Source organism: Actinoallomurus vinaceus, from assembly GCF_039542055.1.
Taxonomy (GTDB): Bacteria; Actinomycetota; Actinomycetes; order Streptosporangiales; family Streptosporangiaceae; genus Actinoallomurus; species Actinoallomurus vinaceus.
Genome location: NZ_BAABHK010000004.1, coordinates 293,531 through 319,066 on the forward strand (window position 1 = coordinate 293,531; position 25,536 = coordinate 319,066).

The following is a 25,536-nucleotide window of genomic DNA, read 5'->3' on the forward strand; positions in this document are numbered from 1 at the left end:
GTAGCCTGCCGGGACGACCGATTTGGGGGTTACGGGCTGACTTATGGGCGTGGCGGCGAATCGACTGCGAGAGACGTGGCGGACGCTGATCGGCGAGGTCTCCGCCGAACCGGTCGAGGAGGAGCCCGGCGACGCCGTCTCCCCCCGTGCCCTCGACCTCGTCCTGCGCGTCGGTGAGCTGCTGCTGGCCAGTGGCGAGGCGACCGAGCGTGTGAACGAGTCGATGCTGAGCCTCGCCGTCGCGTACGAGCTGCCCCGCGCCGACGTGGCGGTCACCTTCACCGTCATCACGGTCAACGTCCACCCCGGCAACGGTGCGATGCCGGTGACGGCGGGCCGGGCGATCCGGCGTCGCTTCCCCGCCTACTGGCGGCTCGTCGCCCTGCACTCGCTCGTCCAGGAGGCGTCGCTCGGCATGCTGGACGTCGAGGAGGCGCACCGGCGGCTGGTGGAGATCAAGCGGATGCCGCCGCCGTACCCGGCCTGGCTGATGGTCCTCAGCCTCGGCCTGATCGCCGCGTCCGCCAGCGTCATGGTCGGCGGCGGGCCGCTCGTGGCCGGCACGGCGTTCGTGGCGACGGTCCTGGGCGACCGGGCGGCGGCCTCCCTGGCCCGCCGGGGCGTCGCGGAGTTCTTCCAGCTCACCCTGGCCGCGGCCATCGGCGCCGCCAGCGCGTCGCTGGTGATCGCGACCGGGGCTCCGGCCTCCCACGCTTCGGCCATCGTCACCGGCGCGGTCCTGGCCCTTCTGCCGGGACGGCCGCTGGTCGCCAGCATCCAGGACGGCATCACCGGCGATCTGATCAGCGCGGGGGCCCGGCTGCTGGAGGTGTTCTTCATCGTGGCGGCGATCGTGTCGGGGCTCGGCCTGGTCGTGTACGTCGCCGTGCGTCTGGGCATCCCGGTCGACGTCAACCCGCCGGCCGCGCCCGTGTCCCTGCTGCCGGTGACGGTGATCGCCGCGGCGGCCGTGTCGCTGACGTTCGCGGTGTCCCTCGCCGTGCCCCGGCGCGTGCTCACCGCGGCCGCGCTGGGCGGCGCGCTGATCTGGGTGGTGTACGTCCTGACCCGCAGCGCCGGTGTGACACCGGTGCTCGCCTCGGCGATCGGCGCGGTCCTCGTCGGCCTCCTCGGGAACCTCATCGCCCGCCGACGCCAGGAGCCCGCGCTCCCGTACATCGTGCCCGCGATCGCGCCGCTGCTGCCGGGCACGGCGCTGTACCGCGGGATGATCGAGCTGAACCTCGGGCTGCCTCAGGACGGCGTCCTGAGCCTGATCGGCGGGATCTCCGTCGCACTGGCCCTCGGCGCCGGCGTCAACTTCGGCGGCGAGTTCGTGCGGGCCTTCCAGCGGGTGGGCCTGGGCGCGTCCGGCCGCGGGGCCCGGCCCGCCGCCCGCCGCACGCGCGGCTACTAGGGGGTCCTGGGGCGGCCGGCGCCCCGCGAGAACACGATCGATCTCCGGTGGACCCGCGCCACTCCCCTCTTGAGCAAGCGTTTGGTTATCATCGTGCGGTGAGCGACGAACTCGATGACCTGCGAGCGACCGTCCGCGCCTTCCTCGCCGAGGAGTGCCCGCCCACGGCCGTACGGCGGCTCATGGCCGATCCCGCCGCGCACGACGCGGCCCTCTGGGGGCGGCTCGCGGGCGAACTCGGGCTGACCGGGCTGGCGGTCCCGGAGGAGCACGGCGGCGCGGGGTGCGGGCTCACCGAGCTCGCCGTGGTCTGCGAGGAGCTCGGCCGGGCGCTGACCCCCGTCCCGTACCTGGCCACGGCGGTGCTCGCGGCGTACGCCGTGCGCGACGGGCGGCTGCTCGCCGGGATCGCGGACGGCTCCCTGATCGCGACGGTCGTCCTCGACGGCGATCTCACGGTGGATCGAGGCCGGCTGACCGGTACGGCGCCGTACGTCCTCGACGGGCACCTCGCCGACGTCATCGTCTGCGCGGCGGGCAACGGCGTCTACGCGGTCCGGGGCGCGGACGTCGCGCAGACGCCGTACGTGACGCTCGACCAGACGCGGCGGCTGGCCCGTCTGCGGTTCGAAAGCGCCCCGGCCGAGCGGATCGACGGCGACCTGACGCGTGTACGCGACGTCGCCCTGACCGCGCTCGCCGCCGGGCAGGTCGGCGGCGCGCAGCGCTGCCTGGAGACGGCCCTGGAGCACGCGAGGACCCGGGTCCAGTTCGGCCGGCCGATCGGCGCCTTCCAGGCGATCAAGCACAAGCTCGCGGACGTGCTGCTGCGCGTCGAGTCGGCGCGGTCGGCGGCGCATGAGGCCGCGCGCGTCGCCGACGGCGATCCGGGCTCGCTTCCGGTGTACGCCGCGCTCGCCGGGTCGTACTGCGCCGAGGCGTACCTGCACGCGGCGGGCGAGACGATCCAGGTCCTCGGCGGCATCGGCGTCACCTGGGAGCACGACGCCCAGTTGCACCTCAAGCGGGCGACCGCGGACGCGTGCCTCTTCGGAGGCCCGGAGTCCCACCGCGCCCGGCTGGCCGCGGCCGCCGGCCTGTAGCTACCTCCGCGTCCCGACCTTCCGATAGATGATCGTCAGCACCACCGCGAGGACGATGAGCGCGACGACCACGATCGCGGCTTTGACCAGGAGGTCCATCGCGAGTTCGCGGAGGATCCGATCTCCGTCGCCGTCCGCCGATCGGACCGGTATGCGGGGCCTCATCCGTCCGATCCCCTCTTGTCCCGCGCCGAGGCGTCCTCGAGGTATCTCAGGGCGGCGCGGGCCGCCGCCCGCCGCGCGCCGCCCCTCCCCGCCCGGCCCCGTACGGAACCGACCGGACGGCCGCGCCCGTCCCCCTCCGCGAGCGCCCGCAGCAGCGGCTCGGCGTACCGGCGGGCCTCCGGCAGCCGCCCGCCGCGCTTGAGGATCAGCACCGCGGTGAACCCCATGATGACCAGCAGCACGACGGCTCCCACGATGAGCGCGAACCTGATGAGCAGCAGATGCATGACGGTGCTCACGATCGCCCCCTCCTCATGATCGGCTTTTTTAGCATGACCTTGCTAAAAAGAATTTAGCACGGTGCTGCTACAAAGGGGTCATGCCGAAGAAGGTGGATCCAGAGGCCCGGCGCCAAGAGGTCGCCGAGGCCGTGTTCCGCGTCGCCCGCCGCGACGGGCTGGAGCACGCGTCACTGCGCAACGTCGCCGCCGAGGCCGGCCTGGCCATCGGCTCGGTACGGCACTATTTCGCGGGCCAGGCCGACATCATGATCTTCGCGATGCGGCACTTCGTGGACCGCGCCGGCGCACGCCTCATGGAACACGTGCGCACACGGCCGGCCCCGGACGCGCCCCCCGACCGGCACGTCGCCGCCTTCGAGGCGGCCCTCGCCGAACTGCTGCCGCTCGACGCGGAGCGCCGCGAGGAGACCGAGGTCTGGCTGGCCTTCACCGTGAGCGCGCGCACCCACGACGAGTTGCGACCGTACGCCGAGCGGCTGTACGACGAGACCCGCGGCCTGATCCGGAAGGTGCTGGCGTCCGCCGAGCGGGCCGGCGTGCTCCAGGACGGCCTGGACCCGGACGTCGAGACGGAACGCCTGTACGCGCTGGTCGACGGCCTGGCGCTACACGGCGTCCTGCAGCCCGGCCGGCTCGACGCCGACGCCATGCGGGCGACGCTGCGCCGGCACCTCGGCGAGATCATGCCGCGGGGCGGGCGACCGGTGACGTAGGCCACTTCCGTCGTTCGGGACCGGCCGGGGGGAATGCAGGCCCGCGCGCGGCTCGTTTTCCGAGCGAGAACCCCGTGAGGTGCCCCCTGTGACCGATCTCCTCCCGACACCGACCACGACGTCGCCGCCCCCGTCGGCGCGGCGTCGGTGGCTGCGGTGGGCGGGCCGGGTGGCGATGCTCGGCGCGATCGGCGTCTCGGCCTGGGCGTTCCGCGACCAGTTGCCCGACGCCGCGGCGCTGTGGCACGTGGCCGCCCACGCGAACCCGGCCTGGCTGGCCGTGATGGTGCTCTCGCAGCTGGCGTCCATGGCGATGTTCAGCCGGGTGCAGCGACGGCTACTGCGGGCGGGCGGGGTCCGGATGTCCCTGCCGCGCGCCCTGCGGATCACCTACGCGGGCAACGCGCTGTCGACGACGCTTCCGGTGGGGCCGGCGGTGAGCGTGGCGTTCGGTTTCCGGCAGTTCCGCCGCGCCGGGGCCACGCCGCGGCTGGCGACCGCCGTGATCGTGGTGGGCGGCGTGGTGATGAACGCCGGTTACGCCGTCGTCGGTCTGACCGCCCTGGTCGCCGAGCCGTACTCCCGGTCATTCGCGATCACGGCCCTGGCGGTCCTGGCGGGTGCGACCGGGGCGTTCGCCCTGCTCTGGAACCGGCAGCGGGCCGCCGTGAGCCGCCTGGCGCTGCGCGTCTTCGGGCCGCTGCTGCGGCACCGGCTCGTCGTGCCGGTCACCGAGATGTGGCAGGGCCGGGGCGCCCTGCGCCTGAGCGTTCGCGACTGGGGCGTCCTCGGCCTGATGGCCGTGCTGAACTGGGTCTTCGACATCCTGTCCCTCGCGACGGCCGAGCGCGCGGTCGGCGTGCACACGCCGCTGTACGCCGTCACGCTCGCGTACTTCGCCGCGCAGGCCGCCGGCAGCGTGCTGCCCCTGCTACCCGGCGGGCTGGGCGCGATCGAGGCGAGCCTGGCCGCGTCGCTGGTCGCCTTCGGCGCGCTCGCCGTCCCGGCCGGCGCGGCGGTGGCGTTGTACCGGCTCGTGTCCTTCTGGGGCGTGGTCGGCGCGGGTTGGCTCGCCTGGCTGACGATCAAGATCGCCGAGGACGACGTGACGCGGCTGCGCCTGCGGAGGGCGTTCGGCGATCTGGGATCGGCGCTGTACGCCATGTCGCAGACGACGGCGTACGCGGCTCCCGCTCCCCGGCCGCCGGATTCGTCAGAGTCGGCCTGACCCGCCGCACTCCCCGGCTCCGGACTCCCCAAGGGTCGGCCCGACCCGCCGCACTCCCCCAGAGTCGGCCTCACCCGCCGCGGCCTCACCTGCCCGACCGCCTCCCGTGGCTTGTTGCCGTACGATCCCGCTGCTACGCTTCCCAAGCGAGCGCTTGGTCATATTCGGAGCACATGCCGGAGGCGTGATGTCCCTACGGGTCAGCGTGGGTTACGAGCTCGAGGTGCGCGGGCGCACGCGCGAGGTCGAGCGGCGGGCCTTCGAGAACGTCGTCGACCAGGTCGTCCTGGCCGACCGCCTCGGCTACGACACGGCGTGGTTCGTCGAGCACCACTTCACACGCGGGTTCTCCCACTCGTCCGCGCCCGACCTCGTCCTCGCCGCCTGCTCACAGCGGACCGAGCGGATCCACCTCGGCCTCGGCGTCGTGCTGCTGCCGTTCCAGCACCCCGTCCGCACGGCCGAGCGGGTCGCGACCCTCGACGTCCTCAGCGGCGGGCGGGTCGAGTTCGGCACCGGGCGCGGCGCGTCCCCGCTGGAGTACCAGGCGTTCCAGCGTCCCTTCGAGCAGTCCCGGCAGATCTGGGAGGAGACCTTGGAGGCCGTGCTGGCGATCTGGAACGCCGACGGCGAGCCGGTCACCCGGTCCGGCGAGTTCTTCGAGGTCCCGAACGTCGCGGTCTACCCCCGCCCGACCCAGGAGCCGCATCCGCCGGTCTGGGTGGCCTCCACCTCGCTGGACGGCTACCTCGCGGCGGCCCGCAAGGGCTACAACCTGCTCGGCATGACGATGCTGAAAGGCCTCGACGACGTCGCGGAGGACATCGCCAAGTACCGGGAGTGCCTGGCGAGCAGCGGGTTCGACCCGGACACCCGGCGCGTCGCGCTGATGATCCCCTGGTACGTCGCGCCCTCGAAGGACGAGGCGATCTCCACGGCCGCCGACGCGATCCTGTGGTACATCCGCCGCCAGGTGAACCTCGTCACGCCCCCGGACTACTACGACGCCCGGCACGCGACCCACCGGGTGCTGGGCCAGCTCGCCGCCGGCCTGCCGCCCGAGGAGGCCATGGAGACGCTGCGGGAACACCACATGGTGGTGGTGGACGACGTCGAGGGCTCCCGCAAGGCCGTCGAACGCATCCAGGCCGCCGGCGCGACCGACCTGATCCTCCAGGCCCAGGTCGGCGGTCTGGCCAACGAGCACGTCACCGGCTCGATGCGGCTGTTCATGGACGAGGTGATGGCGTGACCGGGCCGAGCAACACCGGGATCGCGAAGGAGACCGCATGACCTGGACCACCCGCGAGGCCCTGACGACCCCCCGCGACGCGGCGGGGCTCCTGCTCGTCTCCCCCGAGGCCGACCTGATCGTGCCGCTGACCGCCGAGGACCGCGCGGCCGCGCTGGAGATCGCGACGACGACGCTGCGCGCGGCGGGCGTCGGCCCGTCCGACCGGGTCGTGGTCGCCCTGGGCAATGACGGCGAGGCGACCGGCACCCTGATCGCGCAGGCCTGTGCGGAGATCGCCCAGGCCGCGGCCGCGCCCGGCCCCAGGGGACGGCTGCGGCTGCACCACGCGCTGGAGGCCGTACGGGCCACGACGCTGATCGCGACGCCCACCGGGGCGATGGACCTGCTCGCCCGGCTGCACCTGGAGTTCCTCCTCGACCCGCTGGACCTCGGGCTGCGCCACATCCTGCTCACCGGAGAGATGCCCTCGCCGGGCGCGTACGGGCAGCTCGCGTCCGAGTTCGAGGCGGAGGTGGGCGAGCTGTACGCCGACCCGTTCTTCGGGCTGCCGACGGCGTACCGATCCGCGCGCGACACCGCGTACACGCCGGCCCGCGAGGGCCTGCTGGGCGTGGCGCCGCTCGGCAAGGACGTGCTGCTGGAGCCGCCGTACGCCTCCGGGAGCGCGGAGATCGTGGTCACGCCCGCCTGGCACTCCACGCTGGGCGGGACGACCCTGCGCACCGGGCAGGTCGTGCGCCTGGCCGAGGGCGCGGGGATCCCCGCCCCCGAGCAGACCGTGGGCGAGCACGTCCTCCTGCGCGGCCGGTGGCTGTCGATCCCGCGCGTGGCCGCGGCACTGGCCCGGATCGACGGCATCGCCCACTGGGACCTGCGCATCGCCCGCGAGGGGACGCTGGACGCCGCCGCGCTGCACGTCACGTTCAACCGCGCGACGCTCGTGAAGAACCCGATGTGGCGCTCGCGCATCCACCAGGCGCTGGTCGCGGTGACCCCCGTGACCATCGAGGTCGTCGTCGAGGACGACGTCGCCGAGCAGGCCCGGCCGGGTTCGGTGACCGATCTGCGCGGCCACCATCTCGGCCGCGACCGGTCGGCCGTCGTGGACTGACCCGGCCCGTTCTCCGACCGACAGGAGGCGCGTCATGGAACCGGTTCCGGACTGGGGGACGATCCCGCGGATGCTGCGCGACCAGGCGGCGCGCCACCCGGACGACGTGGTCGTCGCGGAGGGCTCCACGACGCTGACGGTGCGCGCGCTCCGGGAGGAGGCCGCACGGGTCGCGCGGGGGCTCATCGCGCTCGGCGTCGAGCCCGGCGACCGCGTCGCCGTCTGGGCGCCGAACTCCGCCGCCTGGGTCGTCATCGCGTACGGCGTCTGGGACGCGGGCGCCGTCGTCACGCCGCTCTCGACGCGGTTCCGCGGGATCGAGGCCGCCGGCATGCTCCGCCGGACCGGGGCGCGGGTGCTGTTCGTCGACGAGGGGTTCCTGGGCTTCTCCTATCTCGGCGCGCTGCAGGAGGTCTGCGGCGGCCCGTCCGGCGGGCGGCCGTTCGGCGACCTGCCGGAGTTGCGGCACGCCGTCACCCTCGCCGGGACCGGCGCGCCGCCGCCGGCCGTCTCGTTCGAGGACCTGCTGCAGCGGGGCGAGGGCGTGGCGGGCGCCGAGGACCGCGCGCTCGCGGTACGCCCGGACGACCTCGCCGAGATCATGGCCACCTCCGGCACGACCGGCGCGCCGAAGGGCGTCATGCTGCCCCACGCGCAGCTGCTGCGCGGCTACTGGGACTGGGCGTCGATCGTCACGCTGGGCCCGGACGACCGCTACCCGATCATCGCGCCGTTCTCCCACGGGTTCGGGATCAACGCCGGGCTGCTGGCCTGCGTGCTGAAGCGGGCGACGATGATGCCGATCTCGGTGTTCGCGCCCGACGCCCTGATGGACATGATCGAGCGCGACCGGATCAGCGTCCTGGCCGGCCCGCCGACGCTGTTCCACCGGATCCTGGAGGAGCTCGACGGCCGTGACGTGTCCTCGCTGCGCGTGGCGATCTGCGGGGCGGCGGCGGTTCCGCCGGAGCTGATCCGGCGGCTGATCGAGCGGGTCGGCCTCGATCGGATGATCAACGCGTACGGGCTGATGGAGGGCACCGTCGTGTCGATGACGCGGGCCGGGGACCCCGTCGAGGTGATCGCCGCCACCACCGGCCGTCCCGTGCCCGGGGTGACGGTGCGGATCGTGGACGACGAGGGGAAGGACCTGCCGGCCGGCGAGCGCGGGGAGATCCTCATCGGCGGGTACGGCGTCATGCGCGGCTACTGGGACGATCCGGAGCGTACGGCGGAGGCCGTGGACGCCGACGGATGGCTGCACACGGGCGACATCGGCGAGCTGACCGCCCGGGGCGACCTGGCGATCGTCGACCGGAAGAAGGACATGTTCATCGTCGGGGGGTTCAACGCCTACCCGGCGGAGATCGAGGCGCTGCTGCTGCACCATCCGGCCGTCGCGCAGGCGGCCGTGGTCGCGGTGGCGGACGAGAGGCTGGGCGAGGTCGGCTGGGCGTTCGTGGTCCCGGCCGCCCCGGTCGAGCCGGCCGAGATCATCGCCTGGGCGCGCGACCACATGTCGAACTACAAGGTCCCCCGCCAGGTCGTCCTCGTCGAGGCGCTGCCCGCGAACGTCAACGGCAAGGTCGACAAGCAGGCCCTCCGCGTCCGCACCGCACGGCACCGGACGGTCCGAGGGCTCCTCAGCCGACCTGATCCGTGACGCGGGTCGGGACGCCCAGCGGCTGGATCAGCCGATGAGGGCGGGCGCGCCGGGCATCTCGGTCAGCCGACCTGGTCCATGCCGAGCGCGGGAGCGCCGAGCGCCTCGGTCAGCCGACCTGGTCCGTGACGAGGGCCGGGGCGCCGAGCACCTCGACCGGCTCCTCGTCGTGCCGGGGCATGAGCATGACGACGACGATCGAGGCGGCGAACCCGGCCGTCCGCAGCGCGAGCCGGAGGGGATCCTGCGGCAGCGGCTCCCCGAAGACCGCCGTGCCCGCCATGACGGTGTACACGCTGCCGACGACGCTGGAGACGGGCACCACGATGGAGGCCCGGCCGCGCTGCAGGCCGGTCTGGAACAGCACCAGGCCTGCACCCGACAGCAGGAGGTACAGGTAGGGGTACGGCGAGGCCAGGGTCCGGCCGACGAAGCCGCCCGAGTGGTCGGCGAGGAACCCGGCGACGCCCTTCGTCTGCAAGCCGCCGGCGCCGTACAGCAGACCGGAGGCGGCGCCGTACAGCACTCCGGGCACCGGGCGGCCGGAGCGCCGCCCACCGCGCATCGCCGAGGCGAACGCGCCCAGGCCGAGAAGGACGGTGCCGGCCGAGACGGCCAGGAGAACGCCGGTGTCGGCGTGCACGCCGAGCCGGGTCGGCTCCATCGACAGGCACACCAGCATCAGCGACAGCGCGAGCACGCCGAGTCCGGTCCACTCGCGCGGCGTGGTGCGCTCGCCCAGGAACGTGGCCGAGAAGACCACGAGCAGCGCCAGCCCGGCGAGCTGGATCGGCTGCCCGACGCTCAGCGGCACCAGCGCCATGACCCCCACCTGGCAGAGCAGCCCCATGGCCATCACGAGGAAGCCCGTCACCCACGCGCGGCTGCCGCCCAGGACGCGGACGAGGTGGCCCACCCGATGCGCGCTGATCGGCGGCAGGTCGCGCAACGCCCGCTTCTCGAGAACGAAGCCGGCGTTGTACAGGACCGTCGCGATGAGCGCGAGGATGATGCCGAAGAACAAGCAGCCTCCTGGGCTACGGGGGAACGCGGGCGATATGGGGGCGCCGGGGTGATCAGGTGACGCCTGCGAGCTGGTAGGAGGCTGCGAAGACACGGCCTACGGCAGACGAAAATACCGGATCGACCTCAATGCGAAGCACTCACCCGGCGAAAAGCCCCGCCCGGCGCGGCGGAAATTCTCACCGCGGCCGCCATCTCACGAGGGCGAGGTCCTCGTCCACGTCCGTGAAAACGGCCCGTACCGGCATGCCCGGCGTCACGTCGGCGGGGTCCGCGCCGGTCAGGTCGCCGTACATGAACAGGTCGTCGGCGTCGTCGAGCCGCACGTGCAGGACCGCGTAGGGCACCTCGTCGGCGAAGGCGCGCATGAAGACCTGGTGGTTCACGATCCAGCTCGCCACCCGCCCGGTGCCTTCCACCGGGGTCCAGGTGCTCTCGCGCGACCGGCAGCGGCCGCAGATCGCGCGGGGCGGGAAGCGCAGCGTCCCGCAGCCGCCGCACTTCTGCACCAGCAACTCGTGCCGGCGGACGGCCTCCCACCACGGCGCGGAGTCGCGGTCGGCCTGCGGCCTCGGCCGCTCGGCGAGGCTCATCGGTCGGCCTTGAGGATCAGGGCGGAGGTCCCGGCGAGGACGTAGCCGGGCTGGGCCGTCGACAGCGCCACCTCGGCGCCGCTCACCTGCCGGTCCCCGGCCGCGCCGCGCAGCTGTGCGACGGCCTCGGCCACGTGGTTGATGCCGTGCACGTATCCCTCCGAGAGGAAGCCGCCGTGGGTGTTCACCGGCAGCGGGCCGTCCAGCCGGGTCGCGCCGGAGGCGGCGTACGGGCCGCCCTCCCCCTTGGTGCAGAAGCCGTAGTCCTCCAGCTGGACGAGGACCGAGTAGGTGAAGCAGTCGTACAGCTCGGCCACGTCGACGTCCTCCGGCCCGGCGCCGGCCATGGCGTACAGCCGGGGCGCGATCCGGGCGGCCTCCGAGACGGTGAAGTCGCCGCCCTGCCCGGAGAAGAAGCTGTCGCCGCCGCCCCAGACCGCGCCGGAGATCAGGACCGGCGGGTTGGCCAGGTCCCGGGAGCGCTCGGCGGAGGTGACGACGACGGCGCAGGCGCCGTCGGTCTCCAGGCAACAGTCGAGGAGCCGGAGGGGTTCGGCGATCCAGCGGGAGGCCAGGTAGTCGTCGAGCGTGATCGGGTCGCGTTTGAGGGCGCGCGGATTCTTCACCGCGTTGGCGCGCTGGCCGACCGCGATGTGGCCGAGCTGCTCGTGCGTCGTGCCGTACTTGATCATGTGCGCCCGGGTGGCCATCGCGAACTGCTGCGGCGGCGCGAAATAGCCGTACGGCGCCTGGTACTGCGCGTCGAAGACCGGCGCGACGCCGCGGCCGGTGCCACCCATGCGGAACTCCGACCGGGCGTTGATCGCGCGGTAGCAGACGACGGTGCGGGCCACACCGCTCGCGACCGCCATGGCCGCCTGCCCGATCACCGCGTGCGAGACGCTGCCTCCGCCGAACTGGTCGAGGTACCAGCTCACCTCGGGGATACCGAGGGCGGGCGCGACCACCCAGGGCGGCGTCGAGTCGCCGACGCGGTGGGTCGCGAGGGCGTCGACGTCGTCGACGGTCAGCCCGGCGTCGTCGAGCGCGGCGAGGATCGCGTCGATCGCGAGGGTGAGCGTCGAGACGCCGGAGTCCTTGCTGAACGGCGTGTACCCGACCCCGGCGATCGCCGCCCGATCCCGCAACCCCATACCTCTCCTACCAACCAAGCGCTCGGCCAAGTCCCTTGAAACCGTAGAGCCCGCCGTCCCGGACTGTCAATGATCACTAGGGTGGACCGGCACGTCGCCGAGCGGAGAGACCGAGGATGGCCGAGGAGAGGATCCCGATCCCTCGCGAGCGGCTGCGGCTGTGGTGGGCGGCGGTCGCACTGACCTCCGGGCCGATCGCCTTCGGCCTCGTGATGTACCTCCTGCGCGGCACGGCCGGATTCGCGGTCATGACCAGCGTCACGAATGTCTGCTACGGGTGGCGGCTGCAGGACCGGCTATTGACCGAACCCCTGTGGTCGCTCGTGAAGTCGGCTCCGATCATCGTCGTCGGGCCCGCCTTCGCGGGGTGGGCGCTCTGCCGCCGACGTGGTCTGAACCGCACGGCGGCGTGGATCGGCTGGGCGGCGCCGGTCTGCCTGCTTCCCGTGTCCCTGCTCGAGCCGGCGCTGGTCGCCGCCGACGGCCTGAGCGGCGCGGAATGCCTTCGCACCTGGACAGAAGGACCGTTCCTCGGCTGGGCGCTCGGCGACCTCTACTACCTGCTGCCGGCCGGCCTGGCCGTAGCGGCCCTGCACGGGCCACGGCGGCGCCCTCGGAGGCGCCCTCGGAGGCGCCCTCGGAGGCGGAGGGCGCTCGGCGCGGCGGTCACGGGCGTGCTGCTGCTCGCGGGCGTGACGGCCGATCGCGGCGTCGAGCGGCCGATCAGCGGTCCGGCCGCGTGCGCGCACGCCTTCCCGCCGGCCCCGCCCCCCACCGAGACGCCGGCTCATGCGGTCGCTCGGCTGCCGAGGGCACGGCGCGAGCTCATGTTCCTCTGCTCGGCGCGGGGACGCGTTCCGGCTCTGGGCCCGGGCGCCTACGCGGCATACGGCACGCCCGGCGGGCGGCGGGACGAGCGGCCCGACGATCAGCTGCTCGCCATGGGCCGCCGACTGTGCCGCACTCTCGCCGCGGCCCCACCTGGAGACCGCGCGCCGAGCCCGCTCGTGTCGGCGGCGGCCGCGCAGTTGACCGCGAGCGATCCGGTCCGCACGGCGGCGTACCTGTGCCCGGACACCGCCGCACGCCGGCTGCCGGACCTGCGGCGCTCGGCACGGCAGGAGGCCGAGGAGGCGGCGCGGTACAAGGCGCGGATGAACGCCGCCTGCGCCCGCCCGCGACTCGCGGGATCACCGTCACATCGGGCGACGGCCGCCGTCTTCGTCGGCGAAGGCGGCGGCTACTACGTGTCGGACGGACCGCCGACTGCCGGCGATCCGTTCAACGCCGCCATCGACGACGGGTTGATCAGCGCGGCGGGTAACGCGGCCGCCGTCATGACGGGCATCGAGAACGGCTACCTCTGCCTGACCGTCGCCGCCTACCGCGACGGCCCTCCGCTCATGTTGCGCGGCTGGGACCGCGTCGTCGAGGTCGGCTTGGACAGCCCCGACGGCCGGCTGCGCGTCACGACCATGGCGGATGGGAGTCCCCCGTTGCCCGTGCTGTCCCTGAAGGGCCCCGGGTCCTACCGCCTGCGCGTGTACGTCCGCGGCCGGGAGAAGGCACGGGCGTCGACGTCGGACCTACCGGTGGAGACGCATCTCATCGTCGTCTTCCCCGGCCGGTCCACGAAGACGACGGTCTTCCGGAACAGCGAGCGCTGAGGCTCCGACGTCGTAGGACTTTCGGCCGATTTCGCCTCCAGCCCGGAATCACGGACACGTGGCGGCGCTTTACTGAGACGTGGAGCAGGGGCGGCGACCGGTCAGCTTGACACCCGTCATGGGTGCCGCCTATCGTCCAAGCAAGCGCTTGGCTAAGAGAAAGGATCCGGTCATGCCCGACGGCGCGACCGCCGCCACGTCGATCCCCAGAGGCTCGGCTGCGCGATCCTCCGGCCAGAACACGCCACGGCGCGCACCCCGCTCGCCCAACGGAACGCCACTTGCGGGCACGACCGACCAGGTCAGCGACATCGACAAGATGCGATTCCGCAATATCCTCGGCCGCTTCGCCACCGGTGTGGTCGCCATCACCGCGATCGACCCCGAGACGGGCCGGCCCACCGGCCTGGCCGCCAACTCCTTCACCTCGGTGTCGCTGGACCCCGCCCTCGTCGCCTTCTGCGTCGCGCACACCAGCTCCACGTGGCCCAAGCTGCGCGGCGCCGACCGCCACTGCGTCAACATCCTCTCCGAGCCGCAGCGCGAGGTCTGCCTGCAGCTCGCCACGAAGGGCGCGGACAAGTTCGCCGGCCTGGAGTGGACCAAGTCGCCCAACGGCAGCCCGGTGATCGACGGCGCTCTCGCCTGGCTGGAGTGCTCCGTCGAGGCGGAGTACGCCGCCGGCGACCACGTCATCGTCGTCGCCCAGGTGCACCACCTCGACAAGCATCACGACGGCGATCCACTCGTCTTCTACAAGGGCTCCTACGGCCGCTTCGACGGCTGAGCCCATGGACGCCGGGTTCCGGGCCGAGGTGCGCCGCTGGCTCGAGGCCGAGCTCACCGGGGAGTTCGCCGAGGCCCGCGGCCTCGGCGGCCCCGGACGCGAGCACGAGGGATTCGAGCTGCGCCGCGCGTGGGAACGCCGCCTCGGCGAGGCCGGCTGGACCTGCCTCGGCTGGCCCAAGGCGTACGGCGGGCGCGACGCCACGCTGGAGGAGCAGGTCGTCTTCCACGAGGAGTACGCCCGCGCGAACGCGCCCCACCGCGTCGGCCACATCGGCGAGGGACTGATCGGGCCGACGATCATCGACTTCGGCACCGAGGAACAGCGGCGGCGCTTCCTGCCGCCGATCCAGCGCGGCGACGAGCTGTGGTGCCAGGGCTACTCCGAGCCCGAGGCGGGGTCGGACCTGGCCAACGTGCAGACGCGGGCGGAGCCGCACGGCGGCGAGTGGGTGATCACCGGGCAGAAGGTCTGGACCTCCCTCGCCCACGTCGCGGACTGGTGCTTCGTCCTCTGCCGTACGGAGCCGGGTTCCACGCGGCACCACGGCCTGTCGTACCTGCTCGTGCCGATGCGGCAGCCCGGGGTCGAGGTCCGGCCGATCGTCCAGCTGACCGGCACCAGCGAGTTCAACGAGGTGTTCTTCGACGGCGCCCGCACCGGCGAGGCGAACATCCTCGGCGCCCCCGGCGACGGATGGCGCGTCGCCCTCGCCACCCTCGGGTACGAGCGCGGCGCCTCCACCCTCGGCCAGCAGATCGGCTTCCGCCGGGAGTTCGAGCAGGTCGTCGCCGCCGCCCGGCGGACCGGCGCGATCGAGGATCCGGTGCTGCGCGACCGGCTCGTCCAGTCCTGGATCGAGCTGGAGATCATGCGCCTGAACGCGCTGCGCACCATGTCGTCCCTGGCGGCCGGCGAGCCCGGACCGGAGGTGTCGATCGCCAAGCTGTACTGGTCGGAGTGGCACCGCCGGCTCGGCGAACTCGCCGTGGCCGCCCTCGGCGACGAGGTCCTGGTCGCCGACGCCGGACCGTACGAGCTGTCGGAGCTGCAGCGGCTCTACCTGTTCAGCCGCGCCGACACCATCTACGCGGGGTCCAGCGAGATCCAGCGCAACATCATCGCCGAGCGCACTCTCGGGCTCCCGCGGGCCTGACGGCCGGCACTGGAGGCCGTGGTCGCCTCCAGCACCGTCTCCTCAGTCGTGCTCCCCCGTTGTGGCGAGCACCCGTATGACGCGTTCGACAGCATCGTCGAGATCATCGACGCGTGCGATCCGCTCGGCCCACGACCACCAGTACCACCAGCCATCGGTGGAGTTCTCGGCGAGGATGTGCTCGGCGAGAACCGACACCTGTGGGTTCACCACATGCAGGCTCGGTGGTCCGACCCGTGGAACCGTCAGCCGTACGGCGAAGCCCCGCCCCCGGAGCTCGTCGCCGAGGCTTTCGAGATATGTGATGCGTGTCCGCGCTAAGGCGGCGGTCTCATTCGACACGCTCGGATCACCCCTCCTGAAACGGATCCGCCCGACCGTGGACAGCATTCCGATGTGATGTACGCCACGCAATGCGCAGCACCGAACATGCATGAACTTGCCCCGTGCACGTTCACGCAGGGTGAAGAAGGTCCGTTCCAGTGGCACGTTTCCCCTCCCGACCGGCATGCTCGCTTGAATCGTTTTCGCCGCGATGTTCCGCCCTGCGCCAACTCGGCGGGCCGCGCGTACGTCATAGACGGCGGAAGAAGGAGAGGTGCGTACATGACACTCGACGCGGGATCACGGTCACCGGCCACGGAGAGCAGGTGGCACCGCTGGCATTTCCCGGTGGGCGTGTTCCTGATCGTCTTCGGCGCGACCAGGGTCGCTTCCCTGCTCGACTGGTCCGGTCGCCACCGCGACGCCGCCCGGATGCTCGGAGTGGGCGACGGGCCGGTGACGGCCCTGCTGGGCGCCTCCGCGGTCGCCGAACTGCTGCTCACCGTCGCCGCCGTCCTGGCCGTCGGCCGCCGCCGCGCCGTCTGGCTGCTGGTGGCGCTCGCCGGGTGGCTCGTCGAGTTCCTGGCGCTGGCGGTCGTCGCCGGCGTCGCCGGGGACGGCCCGCGGCTGGTCGAGCACGGGGTGTTCCTGCTGGCGTTCGGCGGCCTGCTCGCGGTGACCTATCGATCGATCAGGGCCACGCGGGAGGCCGGCGAGTCCGCCCTGCCCGCGCCGCCGGTCCCCGCTCTCGCGCAGTCGGCGCTCGCCGGCCTCACCCCGGCCGGCGCCTCCGGCCCCGCGCTCGCCCCGGAATCGCCCGGGACCTCCGCCGCCGCGCCCGCATGGGGGGCGCCGAAGCCCGCACGGCAGGCGCCGAAGCCCTCGGCCACACTGGCCCTGCCGGAGCCGCCGGTGGCGTCCCAGCGTCCCCCGGCCACTCTGGCCGGGCCGGTGCCCGCATCGCCGGACGCGCCCGAGGAGGCCGCCGTACGGCCCGCCGCCGACGCGACCCGCCAGGACCTCAGGGTCCGGAGACCTGACGCCGACCTCCGGGAGGCCGACGAGTCGACCGGCGACGCCGACCACGCCGACGCGGGCCCCGCGGAGAGCGACGTCACCGCTCGGGATCTCACGGAGCCCCCGAGCGACAGCACGCACCGAGACCTCGCCGAACCCCGGAGCGACGGCCCACACCAGGAACGCGTCGAACCCCCGAGCGACAGCACCCACCAGGACCTCGACGAACCCTCTGGCGAAAGCACGCACCAGGACGTCGACGAGCCCTCCAGCGATGCCACGCAACGGAACCTCGCCGCACCCCCGAGCGACGCCGTCCGCCGCGACGTCACCCCACCCGCGAGCGACGCCACCCGCCGGGACCTCACGGTCGGCAAGCGGGACGCCGTCGGCGGCGGGCCCGCCGCCAACGAGGGCGCCACGAGGACCGACCTACCCGTCCGCCCCCGGGACGCCGAGCCGCAGGCCACCGACGACGCAGAAGCCGACGACGACGCCAGCGCTGAGGCCGAGGCTGAGGCCGACGAGACGATGTTCGACCGGGACGAAGGCGACCCGGGGCGGCCGTGATCGCCGGATCGCTCGCCGGCTGAGCCTCCGCGGCGGCCGTGGTCCGGGAACCACGTCCGCCGCGTCCGCCTGCGCCCGGCCGACAGGCGGACAGTGGTCCGCCGCCGGCGTCCCGGCCCCGACGCCCCTCGGCCGTATCGGCATGGCGCCGCCTACGACGAGGCAGTGGCCTCGCCCCGCAGCCGTGCCACCGGTTCCAGGAAATCCGCCGGCTGGGGCGCGCTCTCGGGTGTCGGCGCGGGCGCCGGAGTGGCGTTCCTGCACCGAGGGCTCGGCCGCGGGCAGATGAGCGTCGTCGCTCCCGTCCGCGAGGTCTCCGCCGCCATGCTGCCCGTGGCCGTCGCCGTGGCGGTCCTGCATCTACCTCTTCGCGACACGGCAGCCGTTGGTCGCCCTCGCGTCGGTTCTCGCGTCGCTGTACCCGGCGATCGTCGTGCTGCTGTCCGTCGTCCTCCTGCGCGAGCGGCCGGCCCGCACACAGGCCGCAGGCCTCGGCCTCGCCGCCGTCGCGCTCGTCTGCCGCACCCTCGCCTGAGACAGGCGTCAGGCGTCAGGGAGCCTCGCCGAACGTCAGGCCGGCCGCGCCGGCGATCCGGTCCAGCGCCCGGCGGAGCGCCGCCGCCTCCGCTTCGCCGAGCATGCCGAGCAGCTCATCGTCGTTCTGCCGCGCCAGCTCGAGCGTCCGCCTCCGCAGGTCACGACCTGCCGCCGTCAGCTCGATGAGCTGACGGCGGCGGTCGGCGGCGTCCCGGACCCGGCGGACGGCGTCGAGCCGTTCGAGTTCGTCGAGCATGTCGACGACCACGCTCGCGGTCACGCCGATGGCGCGGGCGAGTTCGAGCTGGGCGCGCGGGCCGCCGGCGAGCAGTTCCAGGACGGCACAGTGCCGTGGGCGGAGGCCGAGCGGCGCCAACCGGTCGGCGAACCGAGTGTTCGCGTGCTGCCCGAGTTTGCCCAGCAGAAAGCTCACGGTCTCCGTCACCGAATCTTCCGACGCCATGCCGTCGATGCTAACGTCTGCCATATGATTCGGCACCCGAATGATATGGCCCCCTCACGGAATGCCCGCCGGTTCGGCGGCGCGGTCGCGGCATGCACGGTGGCGGCCTCCGGCTACTTCGCCGTGTCCGGCCTGGTGGATCCGGGCGGCCTGGTCGTCGGAGGCGGCCAGGCCGCCTCCCGCACGTACGCGGCGTACATGGCGATCCGCGGCGTCGTACTGCTCGGCGCGCTGGTCTGGCTCCTGGCGGTTCGCGCGTGGCGGCCGCTCGGGCTCCTCCTGGCCCTGAACGGCGCAGTCCAGCTCGGCGACGCCGTCATCGGAGCCGTCCACGGTCAGGTCCCGCAGACGGCGGGGCCGGTGGTGTTCGCCGTCGCCCTGTTCGCGGCCGCCCGGCCGCTCGGCGGGCTCACCGCGAACCCGGAAGAGCGGCCTACGTGATCAGGCGGGCGACGGCGGTCATCGTGCCGGGGGCGACCTCGGTGAAGCCACCGTCCCGTACGGCCACGTCGGCCTCCGCGACGCTCCGGTCCCAGTCGTCGGCCTCCAGGACGCGGACGCGCAGACCCGGCCACTCGCCGCGGGCGCGCAGCAGGAGCTGGGCGGCGTGCCCGCTCTGCGCCGCCGCCTTCCCCGTGGTCATCGCGACGTGCGGGTTGAGCGTGACCAGGGCGTACGGCGGCTCGGGCGGGGGTTTCGGCTCGTCGTCACGTGGCAGGTCGGTGCCTCCGACCTGCAGCTTGGAGATCTCCGGCGGGACCTCGGTGACCGGCCCGGGTACGAATGCCCGCGCCAGCGCGCCGTCGTGGTCCACCAGCACGCCGGGCAGTTCCGCGAGGGCCACCCAGCGGGCACCGCGCGCCCGGCGTGCCACCTTGCGGATGCGCCGCACCTCCCAGCCCGCGACCGCGTCGTACCACTCGCCGCCCGGGGCAGAGCGGGGATCGGCGAGCAGCCGGACGACGGCCATCGCGGCGGCCTCGCAGATCGCCAGGTGCGCCGGCGGCGCGGCCTTCTCGATACGCAGGGCGAGCTGCATCGCCCAGGCGGGCTCCTCCTCGGTCACGCTGAATTTCTACCAGCCCCGGAGCGCTCCTTACGCACGGCGGAGTCCCCGCAGCACGGGCTAGCCGTATATACATTTAGCCGTATAGCCTTGAGTCGTGAGCAACAACGAGACGCGGGACTTCACGCCCCGGTACTACGCCATCGAGCAGGCGCTGCGGGCCCGCGTCGCCGCCGCCCGGCCGAATGATCCCCTCCCCTCTGAGGCGGAGCTCTGCGAGGAGTTCGGCGTGAGCCGGATGACGGCGCGGGCCGCGGTCCAGCGCCTGGCCGCCGACGGGTTGGTGTACCGGGAGCCGGGCCGGGGCACGTTCGTGGCGCCGCCACCCGCCCACCGCCGAGCCGACAGTTTGGTGCGGTTCAGCGCCGAGATGCGACGCCGCGGCAAGATCCCGTCCTCGCGTGTGGTGGACGCGCGGATACGGCCCGCCGAGCAGCTGGAGGCCGACCGGTTGCGGCTCGGTCGCGACGCGCGGGTGGTCGCGATCCGCCGAGTCCGGTCGGCCGACGACGTGCCGATCGCCGTCGAGGAGGCGCTCTTCCCGCCCACGCTGGCGCAGCTCCTGAAGGCCGACCTGGCCGGAGGTTCACTGCACGAGGCGGTGGTCGCCCTGGGGCGCGTGCCGGCCCTGGGGCACGCGTCCATTTCCGCCGATCGTGCCACCGCCGAGGACGCCGACCTGCTCGCCGTGGATCCGGGCGCTCCGCTGCTCGTGGAGCATCGGCTGATCCTCGACCAGGACAGTCTCCCGCTGGAGCTCACCGAGTCCCGTTACGCCGGTGACCGCTATGCCCTCGACGTCACGTTCGACGTCGAGTCCCCCACCCGCTGAGGAGAAGCCCATGCCGTGGCCCACCGTCGAGTACGTCGCGAAGATGATCGACCACTCCCTCCTCCGCCCCGACCTGACCACCGACGACGTACGGGCCGGCTGTGCGCTGGCCGCCCGCTACGACGTGGCGTCGGTGTGCGTCCGGCCCGCGGACGTCCCACTCGCCGTACGCGCTCTCGACGGCACCGACGTGGCGGTCGGCACCGTCGTCGCATTCCCGCACGGCTCCTCCACGGCCCACGTGAAGGCGGGCGAGACGGCCGCGGCGGTCGGTTACGGGGCACGGGAGATCGACATGGTGCTGAACATCGGCAGGCTGCGCGCCGGCGACGACCGCTACGTCGCCGACGACATCCGTGCCGTCGCCGAGCAGACGGCGGCTCGGGGCGTCCTCCTCAAGGTCATCCTGGAGACCGCGTATCTGACCGACGCGGAGAAGGCCCGCGGCTGCCGGATCGCCGAGGAGGCAGGGGCCGACTACGTCAAGACCTCGTCGGGCTTCGCTCCGGGTGGCGCCACCCTTGACGACCTCCGCCTGATGCGGACCTCGGTGTCGGCGCGGGTCGGCGTGAAGGCGGCCGGAGGCGTCCGCACGCTCGACATCCTGCTGGAGATGGCCGCCGTCGGAGTGACCCGCTTCGGCGCGACGGCCACCGCCGCGATCCTCGACGACCTCGCGCGACGCCGTGGCGACGTGGCAGGGTGAACGGCATGAAGGTGGTCTTCGGCGCCGACGACGAGAACGACTGCACCCGCGCGGTGATCGAGCACCTCCGCGCGGTCGCCGACCTGCGTGTCATCGACGATCTGGAGAAGTGGCCCGACTTCTCGCGGGAGGCGGGCCGCGCGGTCGCCGCCGGCGAGGCCGACTACGGCGTGCTGATGTGCTGGACCGGCACCGGCACGTCCATCGCGGCCAACAAGGTCCCTGGCGTACGCGCCGCGCTGGCCTGGGAGCCCTGGATCGCGCGCAACGCTCGCCTGTGGAACGACGCCAACGTCCTCGCGCTGAGCCTCAAACGACTGGCCCCTGACGTCGCCGTGGAGTGCGTCAAGGCGTTTCTCGAGACGGAGCGAGAGGACCCCGAGGAGACCCCGAACATCGACCTGATCCGGGACCTCTGACCGCGTTACCCGGTATGCGCACCGGCCGACTCGAGCAGCCGGCACATGTCGTGGAAGCCCTCCACGCACGCGGCACGGACGTTCGGATATCCGCCGGAGGTCTCGGCGAACAGCAGCAGGAAGCCCGGATCGACGGCGTCCGGACGCTCAATGTGGGCCTCCACGACCTCGGCCCCGTCAGCACGTTCGAACCGGCAGTGGTCGCCGTGCGGCGAGAGCCACCAGTGCGTGCCGTCGACCTCGATCCGCTCGAACGCCTCGTCTTCGTCCCAGGCGGGCCCCGCCTCGGCGCGACACCGCTCGATGAGCCGCCGCGCGGTCCGGCGGAAGTCGGCGACGAGGGTCTCCAGTTCGGCGCGGCACCAGGTCAGCTCGGGCTCGCCGATGAGTTGTACGACGCGGATGGACGGCGGCCGGCTGGGCGACACGAGGACGAGGAGATCGTCCCGTGCGAGCTCCGCTCGCAGCCCGGCGGCCAGGGCCGCGGCCCCGGGCATGTCGACGGCCGCGTCGAGCGGGAAGACGGCGGACCGGCCTCGCGTGACCGACCGGCGGATCTCCTCCGGCGATGGAACGCCGTGCCGTCGCCTCTCTCCCATGGGACGTCAGCGTAGATGTGAGAGGCTGCTGAAGTGATCCAGATCTCCAGTCGCGTGGTGTACCAGAACCGGTGGATGACGGTACGGGAGGACGACATCCGGCACCCGGACGGCTCCCCCGGCATCTACGGCGTCGTGGACAAGCCCACGGCCGCGCTGATCATTCCGATGGAGAACGACGGATTCCACCTGGTCGAGCAGTACCGCTACACGCTCTCTCGCCGGTCCCTGGAGTTCCCGCAGGGCACCTGGCCCGATGATCGGGAGACGAGCACCGAGGAACTGGCTCGGGCCGAACTGGTGCAGGAGACGGGGCTGCGCGCGGCGTCCCTGGAACGTATCGGTTCCTTCTCGATCGGGCCGGGGTTCACCAGCCAGCGCTGCGACGTCTTCCTCGCCACCGATCTGACGGAGGGTGAGGCCGCCGACCGCGACCCGGAGGAGCAGGAGATGACCCAGCGCTGGGTCGCCCGCCCGGACTTCGAGCGGATGATCCGCGACGGGGAGATCGTCGACGGCTGCACGATGGCCGCCTACAGCCTGCTCGGGCTCCGCGGATCGGGAAGCGACGGGTCCCTGCCTTAGGCGCACGCCCGGCGACGGACCCTGCCGATAGAGGCGACGGACTCCGCCGGTGGAACCGTCCTGGCCCGATCGACCTCGTCGTACCGGCTCGGCGGTAAGGCCGATTCCGGCGATTGGCTATCGACCACCAGAAAAGGTCATGATCTGCTCCTTCCATGGCGGACCCGATTCACGAGCGTGACCTGACCGGTAAGGCCCTCGACCTGGTGGCGGAGGCCGCCGGTCCGTACCTCGAGTCGCTGACGACACGGCCGGTGAGCGACCCGGGGGCCGAGGAGTTGCTCGGTGAACTGGGCGGGCCGCTGCCCGAGCACGGCGACGGAACGGTGGCCGGTGTCGCGCGACTGCTGCGGACGGGCACCCGAGCGGCCACGCACTCCGCCGGGCCGCGCTTCTTCCACTTCGTCGTCGGCGGCGCCACTCCGGCCGCGCTGGCCGGCGACTGGATCGCCTCGTTGCTCGACCAGAACCCCGGTAACTGGGCGGCGTCGCCGTTCGGCACGCAGGCCGAGACGGTGGTGCTGGGGTGGCTGAAGGACCTGTTCGGGCTGCCGGAGTCATGCGGCGGGGTGCTCACGACGAGCGCGACCTCCGCGAACTTCACGGCGCTGTCGGCGGCGCGGTTCTGGTGGGCGGAGCGGCACGGCGTGAACGTGACCGTCGACGGCCTGGCCGGGCTGCCGCCGATGCCGGTGTTCTCCAGCGGGTACGTCCACGTCAGCACCCGGAAGGCCCTGCAGATGCTCGGCCTGGGACGCGACACCGTGCGCAGGTTCGCCCGGGACGACGCCGGCCGGGTCGATCTCCCGGCGCTGGACCGGGCCCTCACGGAGACCGACGGCCCCGCGGTGATCGTGGCGAACGCGGGCGAGGTCAACACCGGTGACTTCGACCCGATCGACGAGATGGCCGAGCTCGCCGAACGGCACGGTGCCTGGCTGCACGTGGACGGCGCGTTCGGGCTGTTCGCGGCGGTGTCGCCGCGGACCCGTCACCTGGTCGACGGGATCGAACGGGCGGATTCGGTGATCAGTGACGGGCACAAGTGGCTGAACGTCCCGTACGAGAGCGGGTTCGCGTTCGTACGGGACGCCGCGCTGCTCGGGCGGGCGTTCGGGGCGTGGGACGCGCCGTACCTGCCCGGAGACGGCGACGACCACGTCAACTACCAGTTCCTCGGCCCCGACTCCTCGCGCCGCGCGCGTGCGCTGCCGATCTGGGCGACGCTGCGGGCGTACGGCCGGGAGGGTCACCGGGCGATGGTGGAACGCCATCTCGATCTCGCCCGGCATCTCGGCCGGCTGGTCGAGGAGGCGCCGGATCTGGAGTTGCTCGCGCCGGTCCGGCTCTGCGTGGTCTGCTTCCGGTACCGGCGGCCGGGCGTCGAGGATCTCGACGGGCTGAACACCCGGCTCGGCGCGGAGCTGCTGGCCGACGGCCGGGTGTTCGCCGGCACGACGGTGTACCGGGGCATGACCGCGTTGCGGCCGGCGATCGTGAACTGGCGGACCACCGAGGCCGACGTCGAGCAGCTCGTCTCGATCGTCCGGGAGATCGGCGCACGACTCGCCGGGTGACCCCGAGCCTCGAACCGGGCGATCGCTCACCGCGCGACGCTCGCACCTGAGCCGTTCGTCCCGCGGACGGTCGCTCACACGGGTGACCACTCGGGTCGCTCGGGTCGCTCGGGTCGCTCGGGTCGCTCGGCCCGCGGGCGGTCGCTCACACGGGTGGCGCTCAGACCTTGGGCAGCTGGGCGAGGAGCGTGTCGGCGCGGGACCTGGTCAGGCCGCCTTCGCCGAGCCGGGTGAGGATCTTCGTCCGGAGTTCCGTCACCCGCTGCCGCAGGTCGACGCGCTGGCCGGCGGCCAGCTCGTTCGCCAGGTTGGTGATGACGTTGTCGAGGTCGACGGCCACGTCGGAGCGGACCTCCCGGACCGCCATGCCCTCGTCCACCGTGCGGCGCATCCGGGTCAGCGCGTCGACCGTTCCCGCCGGCGTCGGCGCGGCGTGGGACCGGACCTGCCGGGTGGTGGGAGGCGGCGGCATGGCCGCGTGGGTGGCCGTGGACGACTGCGCGGACCGGCTCCCCGCGGTGGCGGTGGGAGTGACGGGTCCGGGGGTGCCGGACGGGCTGGAGGACGCCGCCACGCCGGACGGGGAGGTCAGCGCGGCCTTCCCGCCACCGCCGGCGCCGGCGCTCAGCACGGCGACGATCACCGCCGCCGTCACCGCGGCGGCGGCACCGGCGGCCAGCGGTACCCGGCGCCGGCGGACCGCGGGCGCGGTGAGGACCCGCGTGATCGGGTGCGGACGGCGCCTCGGCGTGACGGCGTCGGGGTCGACGGCGGGCTCCTCGCCGACTCCGAGCTCCCGGGCGACCTCGGCGGCCGCCGGCCGGTCCGACGCGGACCGGGCGACGCAGCGGGCCTGCAGGCCGCCGAGGGTCTCCCCCGGCCTGGGACGGCGGCCCGTCACCGCCTCGAACCACACGACCCCGAGGGAGTACACATCGGCGGACGGCGACAGGTCGTTCTCGGGCGGGAGGTAGTCGGGCGTCCCCATCCGCGCGTCGCCGGCGATGCCGAAGTCGAGGACCTTCACCCCCGACGAGGTGAGGAAGATGTTCGTGGGCTTGATGTCCCGGTGGACGATACGCGCCTCGTGCGCGGCGGCCAGCGCGGAGGCGATCTGGCCGATGACCCGCTCGGCGTCGGGCACGGGGTGCACGTCGGCGAGGGTGGAGCCGGTCAGCAGCTCCATGACGATGTACGGGGTGCCGTCGGACTCGCCGTAGTCGTGCACGGTGACGATGTGCGGGTGGGACAGCGCCGCGGCGGAGCGGGCCTCGTCCCGGAACCTCCTCCGGAACTCCGGGTCGCGCGCCAGCTCCGGGTCGATCAGCTTGACCGCGACCTGCCGGACGAGGACCTCGTCCCGCGCCAGCCAGACGGATGCCATGCCACCACGGCCGATCCGCTCGCTGAGGCGGTACCGGCCGGCCAGAAGCGACTGCATCGGCCTAGTGTTCCCCAAGTCTCGCTTTTCGCACGGGCTTTCCAGCGCGCCCCCGAGGTTTCG

At 73.1% G+C, this 25,536-nt stretch carries 28 protein-coding genes; 18 read left to right on the plus strand and 10 right to left on the minus strand.

Annotated features, from left to right (window positions below; all coding sequences use genetic code 11):
* Nucleotides 1-43: 43 nt before the first annotated feature.
* Both ABEA24_RS16545 and ABEA24_RS16550 read left to right on the plus strand, forming a co-directional pair.
* Nucleotides 44-1,417: a threonine/serine exporter family protein gene (locus tag ABEA24_RS16545; protein ID WP_425551196.1), complete on the plus strand. Its 1,374-nt coding sequence runs from the start codon at nucleotides 44-46 to the stop codon at nucleotides 1,415-1,417.
* Between the two features lie 98 nt (nucleotides 1,418-1,515).
* On the plus strand, nucleotides 1,516-2,520 hold the full coding sequence (locus ABEA24_RS16550; RefSeq protein ID WP_345431725.1) for an acyl-CoA dehydrogenase family protein: 1,005 nt from the start codon (nucleotides 1,516-1,518) through the stop codon (nucleotides 2,518-2,520).
* On the opposite strand, the gene ABEA24_RS16555 is transcribed toward ABEA24_RS16550, so the two are convergent.
* Together ABEA24_RS16555 and ABEA24_RS16560 are read right to left on the minus strand one after the other, a co-directional pair.
* Entirely contained in the window at nucleotides 2,521-2,685 is a 165-nt protein-coding gene (locus ABEA24_RS16555) for a hypothetical protein (RefSeq protein WP_345431726.1), read from the minus strand. It abuts the gene before it with no gap.
* Nucleotides 2,682-2,984, minus strand: coding sequence for a hypothetical protein (locus ABEA24_RS16560; protein ID WP_345431727.1), 303 nt, complete (start codon nucleotides 2,982-2,984; stop codon nucleotides 2,682-2,684). Before ABEA24_RS16560 ends, ABEA24_RS16555 begins: the two co-directional genes overlap by 4 nt.
* 80 nt (nucleotides 2,985-3,064) lie before the next feature.
* Here ABEA24_RS16560 and ABEA24_RS16565 point away from each other — a divergent pair, with 80 nt between their 5' ends.
* The 5 genes from ABEA24_RS16565 to ABEA24_RS16585 all read left to right on the plus strand — a co-directional run bounded on the left by ABEA24_RS16565 (nucleotide 3,065) and on the right by ABEA24_RS16585 (nucleotide 8,957).
* On the plus strand, nucleotides 3,065-3,700 hold the full coding sequence (locus ABEA24_RS16565) for a TetR/AcrR family transcriptional regulator (protein ID WP_345431728.1): 636 nt from the start codon (nucleotides 3,065-3,067) through the stop codon (nucleotides 3,698-3,700).
* An 88-nt stretch (nucleotides 3,701-3,788) separates the two neighbouring features.
* On the plus strand, nucleotides 3,789-4,928 hold the full coding sequence (locus ABEA24_RS16570; RefSeq protein ID WP_345431729.1) for a lysylphosphatidylglycerol synthase transmembrane domain-containing protein: 1,140 nt from the start codon (nucleotides 3,789-3,791) through the stop codon (nucleotides 4,926-4,928).
* A gap of 184 nt (nucleotides 4,929-5,112) precedes the next feature.
* Nucleotides 5,113-6,180, plus strand: coding sequence for an LLM class flavin-dependent oxidoreductase (locus tag ABEA24_RS16575; protein ID WP_345431730.1), 1,068 nt, complete (start codon nucleotides 5,113-5,115; stop codon nucleotides 6,178-6,180).
* A 37-nt stretch (nucleotides 6,181-6,217) separates the two neighbouring features.
* A complete protein-coding gene (locus tag ABEA24_RS16580) occupies nucleotides 6,218-7,294 on the plus strand; it encodes a phenylacetate--CoA ligase family protein (protein WP_345431731.1) in 1,077 nt (358 codons plus the stop codon).
* A 34-nt stretch (nucleotides 7,295-7,328) separates the two neighbouring features.
* A complete protein-coding gene (locus ABEA24_RS16585; RefSeq protein ID WP_345431732.1) occupies nucleotides 7,329-8,957 on the plus strand; it encodes an AMP-binding protein in 1,629 nt (542 codons plus the stop codon).
* A 109-nt stretch (nucleotides 8,958-9,066) separates the two neighbouring features.
* On the opposite strand, the gene ABEA24_RS16590 is transcribed toward ABEA24_RS16585, so the two are convergent.
* The 3 genes from ABEA24_RS16590 to ABEA24_RS16600 form a co-directional block, all read right to left on the minus strand.
* Nucleotides 9,067-9,981, minus strand: a complete 915-nt coding sequence (locus ABEA24_RS16590; protein ID WP_345431733.1) for a DMT family protein — start codon at nucleotides 9,979-9,981, stop codon at nucleotides 9,067-9,069.
* A gap of 178 nt (nucleotides 9,982-10,159) precedes the next feature.
* Nucleotides 10,160-10,573 (minus strand): Zn-ribbon domain-containing OB-fold protein, encoded by a 414-nt coding sequence (locus ABEA24_RS16595; protein ID WP_345431734.1) that lies wholly within the window; start codon nucleotides 10,571-10,573, stop codon nucleotides 10,160-10,162.
* On the minus strand, nucleotides 10,570-11,727 hold the full coding sequence (locus tag ABEA24_RS16600; RefSeq protein WP_345431735.1) for a thiolase C-terminal domain-containing protein: 1,158 nt from the start codon (nucleotides 11,725-11,727) through the stop codon (nucleotides 10,570-10,572). Before ABEA24_RS16600 ends, ABEA24_RS16595 begins: the two co-directional genes overlap by 4 nt.
* Nucleotides 11,728-11,843: 116 nt before the next feature.
* Here ABEA24_RS16600 and ABEA24_RS16605 point away from each other — a divergent pair, with 116 nt between their 5' ends.
* The 3 genes from ABEA24_RS16605 to ABEA24_RS16615 all read left to right on the plus strand — a co-directional run bounded on the left by ABEA24_RS16605 (nucleotide 11,844) and on the right by ABEA24_RS16615 (nucleotide 15,337).
* The gene (locus ABEA24_RS16605) at nucleotides 11,844-13,394 is read left to right on the plus strand and encodes a hypothetical protein (RefSeq protein ID WP_345431736.1); all 1,551 of its coding nucleotides are present in this window, start codon (nucleotides 11,844-11,846) and stop codon (nucleotides 13,392-13,394) included.
* 172 nt (nucleotides 13,395-13,566) lie between these two features.
* A complete protein-coding gene (locus ABEA24_RS16610) occupies nucleotides 13,567-14,181 on the plus strand; it encodes a flavin reductase family protein (protein WP_425551197.1) in 615 nt (204 codons plus the stop codon).
* A 4-nt stretch (nucleotides 14,182-14,185) separates the two neighbouring features.
* Nucleotides 14,186-15,337: an acyl-CoA dehydrogenase family protein gene (locus ABEA24_RS16615; RefSeq protein WP_345431737.1), complete on the plus strand. Its 1,152-nt coding sequence runs from the start codon at nucleotides 14,186-14,188 to the stop codon at nucleotides 15,335-15,337.
* Nucleotides 15,338-15,379: 42 nt separating this feature from the next.
* On the opposite strand, the gene ABEA24_RS16620 is transcribed toward ABEA24_RS16615, so the two are convergent.
* Nucleotides 15,380-15,826, minus strand: coding sequence for a hypothetical protein (locus ABEA24_RS16620; protein WP_345431739.1), 447 nt, complete (start codon nucleotides 15,824-15,826; stop codon nucleotides 15,380-15,382).
* A 117-nt stretch (nucleotides 15,827-15,943) separates the two neighbouring features.
* On the opposite strand from ABEA24_RS16620, the gene ABEA24_RS16625 reads away from it, so the two are divergent.
* Both ABEA24_RS16625 and ABEA24_RS16630 read left to right on the plus strand, forming a co-directional pair.
* On the plus strand, nucleotides 15,944-17,248 hold the full coding sequence (locus ABEA24_RS16625) for a hypothetical protein (protein WP_345431740.1): 1,305 nt from the start codon (nucleotides 15,944-15,946) through the stop codon (nucleotides 17,246-17,248).
* A 385-nt stretch (nucleotides 17,249-17,633) separates the two neighbouring features.
* A complete protein-coding gene (locus ABEA24_RS16630) occupies nucleotides 17,634-17,783 on the plus strand; it encodes an EamA family transporter (RefSeq protein WP_486303923.1) in 150 nt (49 codons plus the stop codon).
* Nucleotides 17,784-17,798: 15 nt separating this feature from the next.
* Here ABEA24_RS16630 and ABEA24_RS16635 read toward each other — a convergent pair whose 3' ends face one another.
* Nucleotides 17,799-18,248: a MarR family transcriptional regulator gene (locus tag ABEA24_RS16635; RefSeq protein WP_345431741.1), complete on the minus strand. Its 450-nt coding sequence runs from the start codon at nucleotides 18,246-18,248 to the stop codon at nucleotides 17,799-17,801.
* A gap of 45 nt (nucleotides 18,249-18,293) precedes the next feature.
* Between ABEA24_RS16635 and ABEA24_RS16640 the strand changes: the two genes are divergently transcribed.
* Complete coding sequence (locus tag ABEA24_RS16640; protein WP_345431742.1) at nucleotides 18,294-18,689, plus strand: hypothetical protein; 396 nt, start codon at nucleotides 18,294-18,296, stop codon at nucleotides 18,687-18,689.
* Here the strand turns inward: ABEA24_RS16640 and ABEA24_RS16645 are convergent.
* Nucleotides 18,682-19,314 carry a hypothetical protein gene (locus tag ABEA24_RS16645; RefSeq protein WP_345431743.1) on the minus strand — a complete coding sequence of 211 codons (633 nt, stop codon included), beginning with the start codon at nucleotides 19,312-19,314 and terminating at the stop codon, nucleotides 18,682-18,684. The two genes, ABEA24_RS16640 and ABEA24_RS16645, sit on opposite strands and share 8 nt — an antisense overlap.
* A 97-nt stretch (nucleotides 19,315-19,411) precedes the next feature.
* On the opposite strand from ABEA24_RS16645, the gene ABEA24_RS16650 reads away from it, so the two are divergent.
* The 3 genes from ABEA24_RS16650 to ABEA24_RS16660 are packed head-to-tail and all read left to right on the plus strand — an operon-like array spanning nucleotide 19,412 to nucleotide 21,271.
* A complete protein-coding gene (locus tag ABEA24_RS16650) occupies nucleotides 19,412-20,146 on the plus strand; it encodes a GntR family transcriptional regulator (protein WP_345431744.1) in 735 nt (244 codons plus the stop codon).
* A 10-nt stretch (nucleotides 20,147-20,156) separates the two neighbouring features.
* A complete protein-coding gene (gene deoC, locus ABEA24_RS16655) occupies nucleotides 20,157-20,852 on the plus strand; it encodes a deoxyribose-phosphate aldolase (protein WP_345431745.1) in 696 nt (231 codons plus the stop codon).
* 5 nt (nucleotides 20,853-20,857) lie between these two features.
* Entirely contained in the window at nucleotides 20,858-21,271 is a 414-nt protein-coding gene (locus ABEA24_RS16660) for an RpiB/LacA/LacB family sugar-phosphate isomerase (RefSeq protein WP_345431746.1), read from the plus strand.
* A gap of 5 nt (nucleotides 21,272-21,276) precedes the next feature.
* Here the strand turns inward: ABEA24_RS16660 and ABEA24_RS16665 are convergent, their stop codons facing one another.
* A complete protein-coding gene (locus ABEA24_RS16665; RefSeq protein ID WP_345431747.1) occupies nucleotides 21,277-21,870 on the minus strand; it encodes a hypothetical protein in 594 nt (197 codons plus the stop codon).
* Between the two features lie 33 nt (nucleotides 21,871-21,903).
* On the opposite strand from ABEA24_RS16665, the gene ABEA24_RS16670 reads away from it, so the two are divergent.
* Together ABEA24_RS16670 and ABEA24_RS16675 are read left to right on the plus strand one after the other, a co-directional pair.
* The gene (locus tag ABEA24_RS16670) at nucleotides 21,904-22,455 is read left to right on the plus strand and encodes an NUDIX domain-containing protein (protein ID WP_345431748.1); all 552 of its coding nucleotides are present in this window, start codon (nucleotides 21,904-21,906) and stop codon (nucleotides 22,453-22,455) included.
* 155 nt (nucleotides 22,456-22,610) lie between these two features.
* On the plus strand, nucleotides 22,611-24,032 hold the full coding sequence (locus tag ABEA24_RS16675) for a pyridoxal phosphate-dependent decarboxylase family protein (RefSeq protein WP_345431749.1): 1,422 nt from the start codon (nucleotides 22,611-22,613) through the stop codon (nucleotides 24,030-24,032).
* Between the two features lie 160 nt (nucleotides 24,033-24,192).
* Here the strand turns inward: ABEA24_RS16675 and ABEA24_RS16680 are convergent, their stop codons facing one another.
* Nucleotides 24,193-25,473 (minus strand): protein kinase domain-containing protein, encoded by a 1,281-nt coding sequence (locus tag ABEA24_RS16680; protein WP_345431750.1) that lies wholly within the window; start codon nucleotides 25,471-25,473, stop codon nucleotides 24,193-24,195.
* Nucleotides 25,474-25,536 lie beyond the last annotated feature (63 nt).

Excerpts from the sequence above, each read along its gene's own strand:
- ABEA24_RS16605 (WP_345431736.1), top strand. The coding sequence starts at position 11,844 with ATGGCCGAGGAGAGGATCCCGATCCCTCGCGAGCGGCTGCGGCTGTGG.
- ABEA24_RS16615 (WP_345431737.1), top strand. The coding sequence starts at position 14,186 with ATGGACGCCGGGTTCCGGGCCGAGGTGCGCCGCTGGCTCGAGGCCGAG.
- ABEA24_RS16660 (WP_345431746.1), top strand. The coding sequence starts at position 20,858 with ATGAAGGTGGTCTTCGGCGCCGACGACGAGAACGACTGCACCCGCGCG.
- ABEA24_RS16680 (WP_345431750.1), bottom strand. The coding sequence starts at position 25,473 with ATGCAGTCGCTTCTGGCCGGCCGGTACCGCCTCAGCGAGCGGATCGGC.
- ABEA24_RS16675 (WP_345431749.1), top strand. The coding sequence starts at position 22,611 with ATGGCGGACCCGATTCACGAGCGTGACCTGACCGGTAAGGCCCTCGAC.
- ABEA24_RS16565 (WP_345431728.1), top strand. The coding sequence starts at position 3,065 with ATGCCGAAGAAGGTGGATCCAGAGGCCCGGCGCCAAGAGGTCGCCGAG.
- ABEA24_RS16595 (WP_345431734.1), bottom strand. The coding sequence starts at position 10,573 with ATGAGCCTCGCCGAGCGGCCGAGGCCGCAGGCCGACCGCGACTCCGCG.
- ABEA24_RS16580 (WP_345431731.1), top strand. The coding sequence starts at position 6,218 with ATGACCTGGACCACCCGCGAGGCCCTGACGACCCCCCGCGACGCGGCG.
- ABEA24_RS16640 (WP_345431742.1), top strand. The coding sequence starts at position 18,294 with ATGGCCCCCTCACGGAATGCCCGCCGGTTCGGCGGCGCGGTCGCGGCA.
- ABEA24_RS16555 (WP_345431726.1), bottom strand. The coding sequence starts at position 2,685 with ATGAGGCCCCGCATACCGGTCCGATCGGCGGACGGCGACGGAGATCGG.
- ABEA24_RS16600 (WP_345431735.1), bottom strand. The coding sequence starts at position 11,727 with ATGGGGTTGCGGGATCGGGCGGCGATCGCCGGGGTCGGGTACACGCCG.
- ABEA24_RS16635 (WP_345431741.1), bottom strand. The coding sequence starts at position 18,248 with ATGGCGTCGGAAGATTCGGTGACGGAGACCGTGAGCTTTCTGCTGGGC.
- ABEA24_RS16585 (WP_345431732.1), top strand. The coding sequence starts at position 7,329 with ATGGAACCGGTTCCGGACTGGGGGACGATCCCGCGGATGCTGCGCGAC.
- ABEA24_RS16610 (WP_425551197.1), top strand. The coding sequence starts at position 13,567 with ATGCCCGACGGCGCGACCGCCGCCACGTCGATCCCCAGAGGCTCGGCT.
- ABEA24_RS16625 (WP_345431740.1), top strand. The coding sequence starts at position 15,944 with ATGACACTCGACGCGGGATCACGGTCACCGGCCACGGAGAGCAGGTGG.
- ABEA24_RS16545 (WP_425551196.1), top strand. The coding sequence starts at position 44 with ATGGGCGTGGCGGCGAATCGACTGCGAGAGACGTGGCGGACGCTGATC.
- deoC (WP_345431745.1), top strand. The coding sequence starts at position 20,157 with ATGCCGTGGCCCACCGTCGAGTACGTCGCGAAGATGATCGACCACTCC.
- ABEA24_RS16665 (WP_345431747.1), bottom strand. The coding sequence starts at position 21,870 with ATGGGAGAGAGGCGACGGCACGGCGTTCCATCGCCGGAGGAGATCCGC.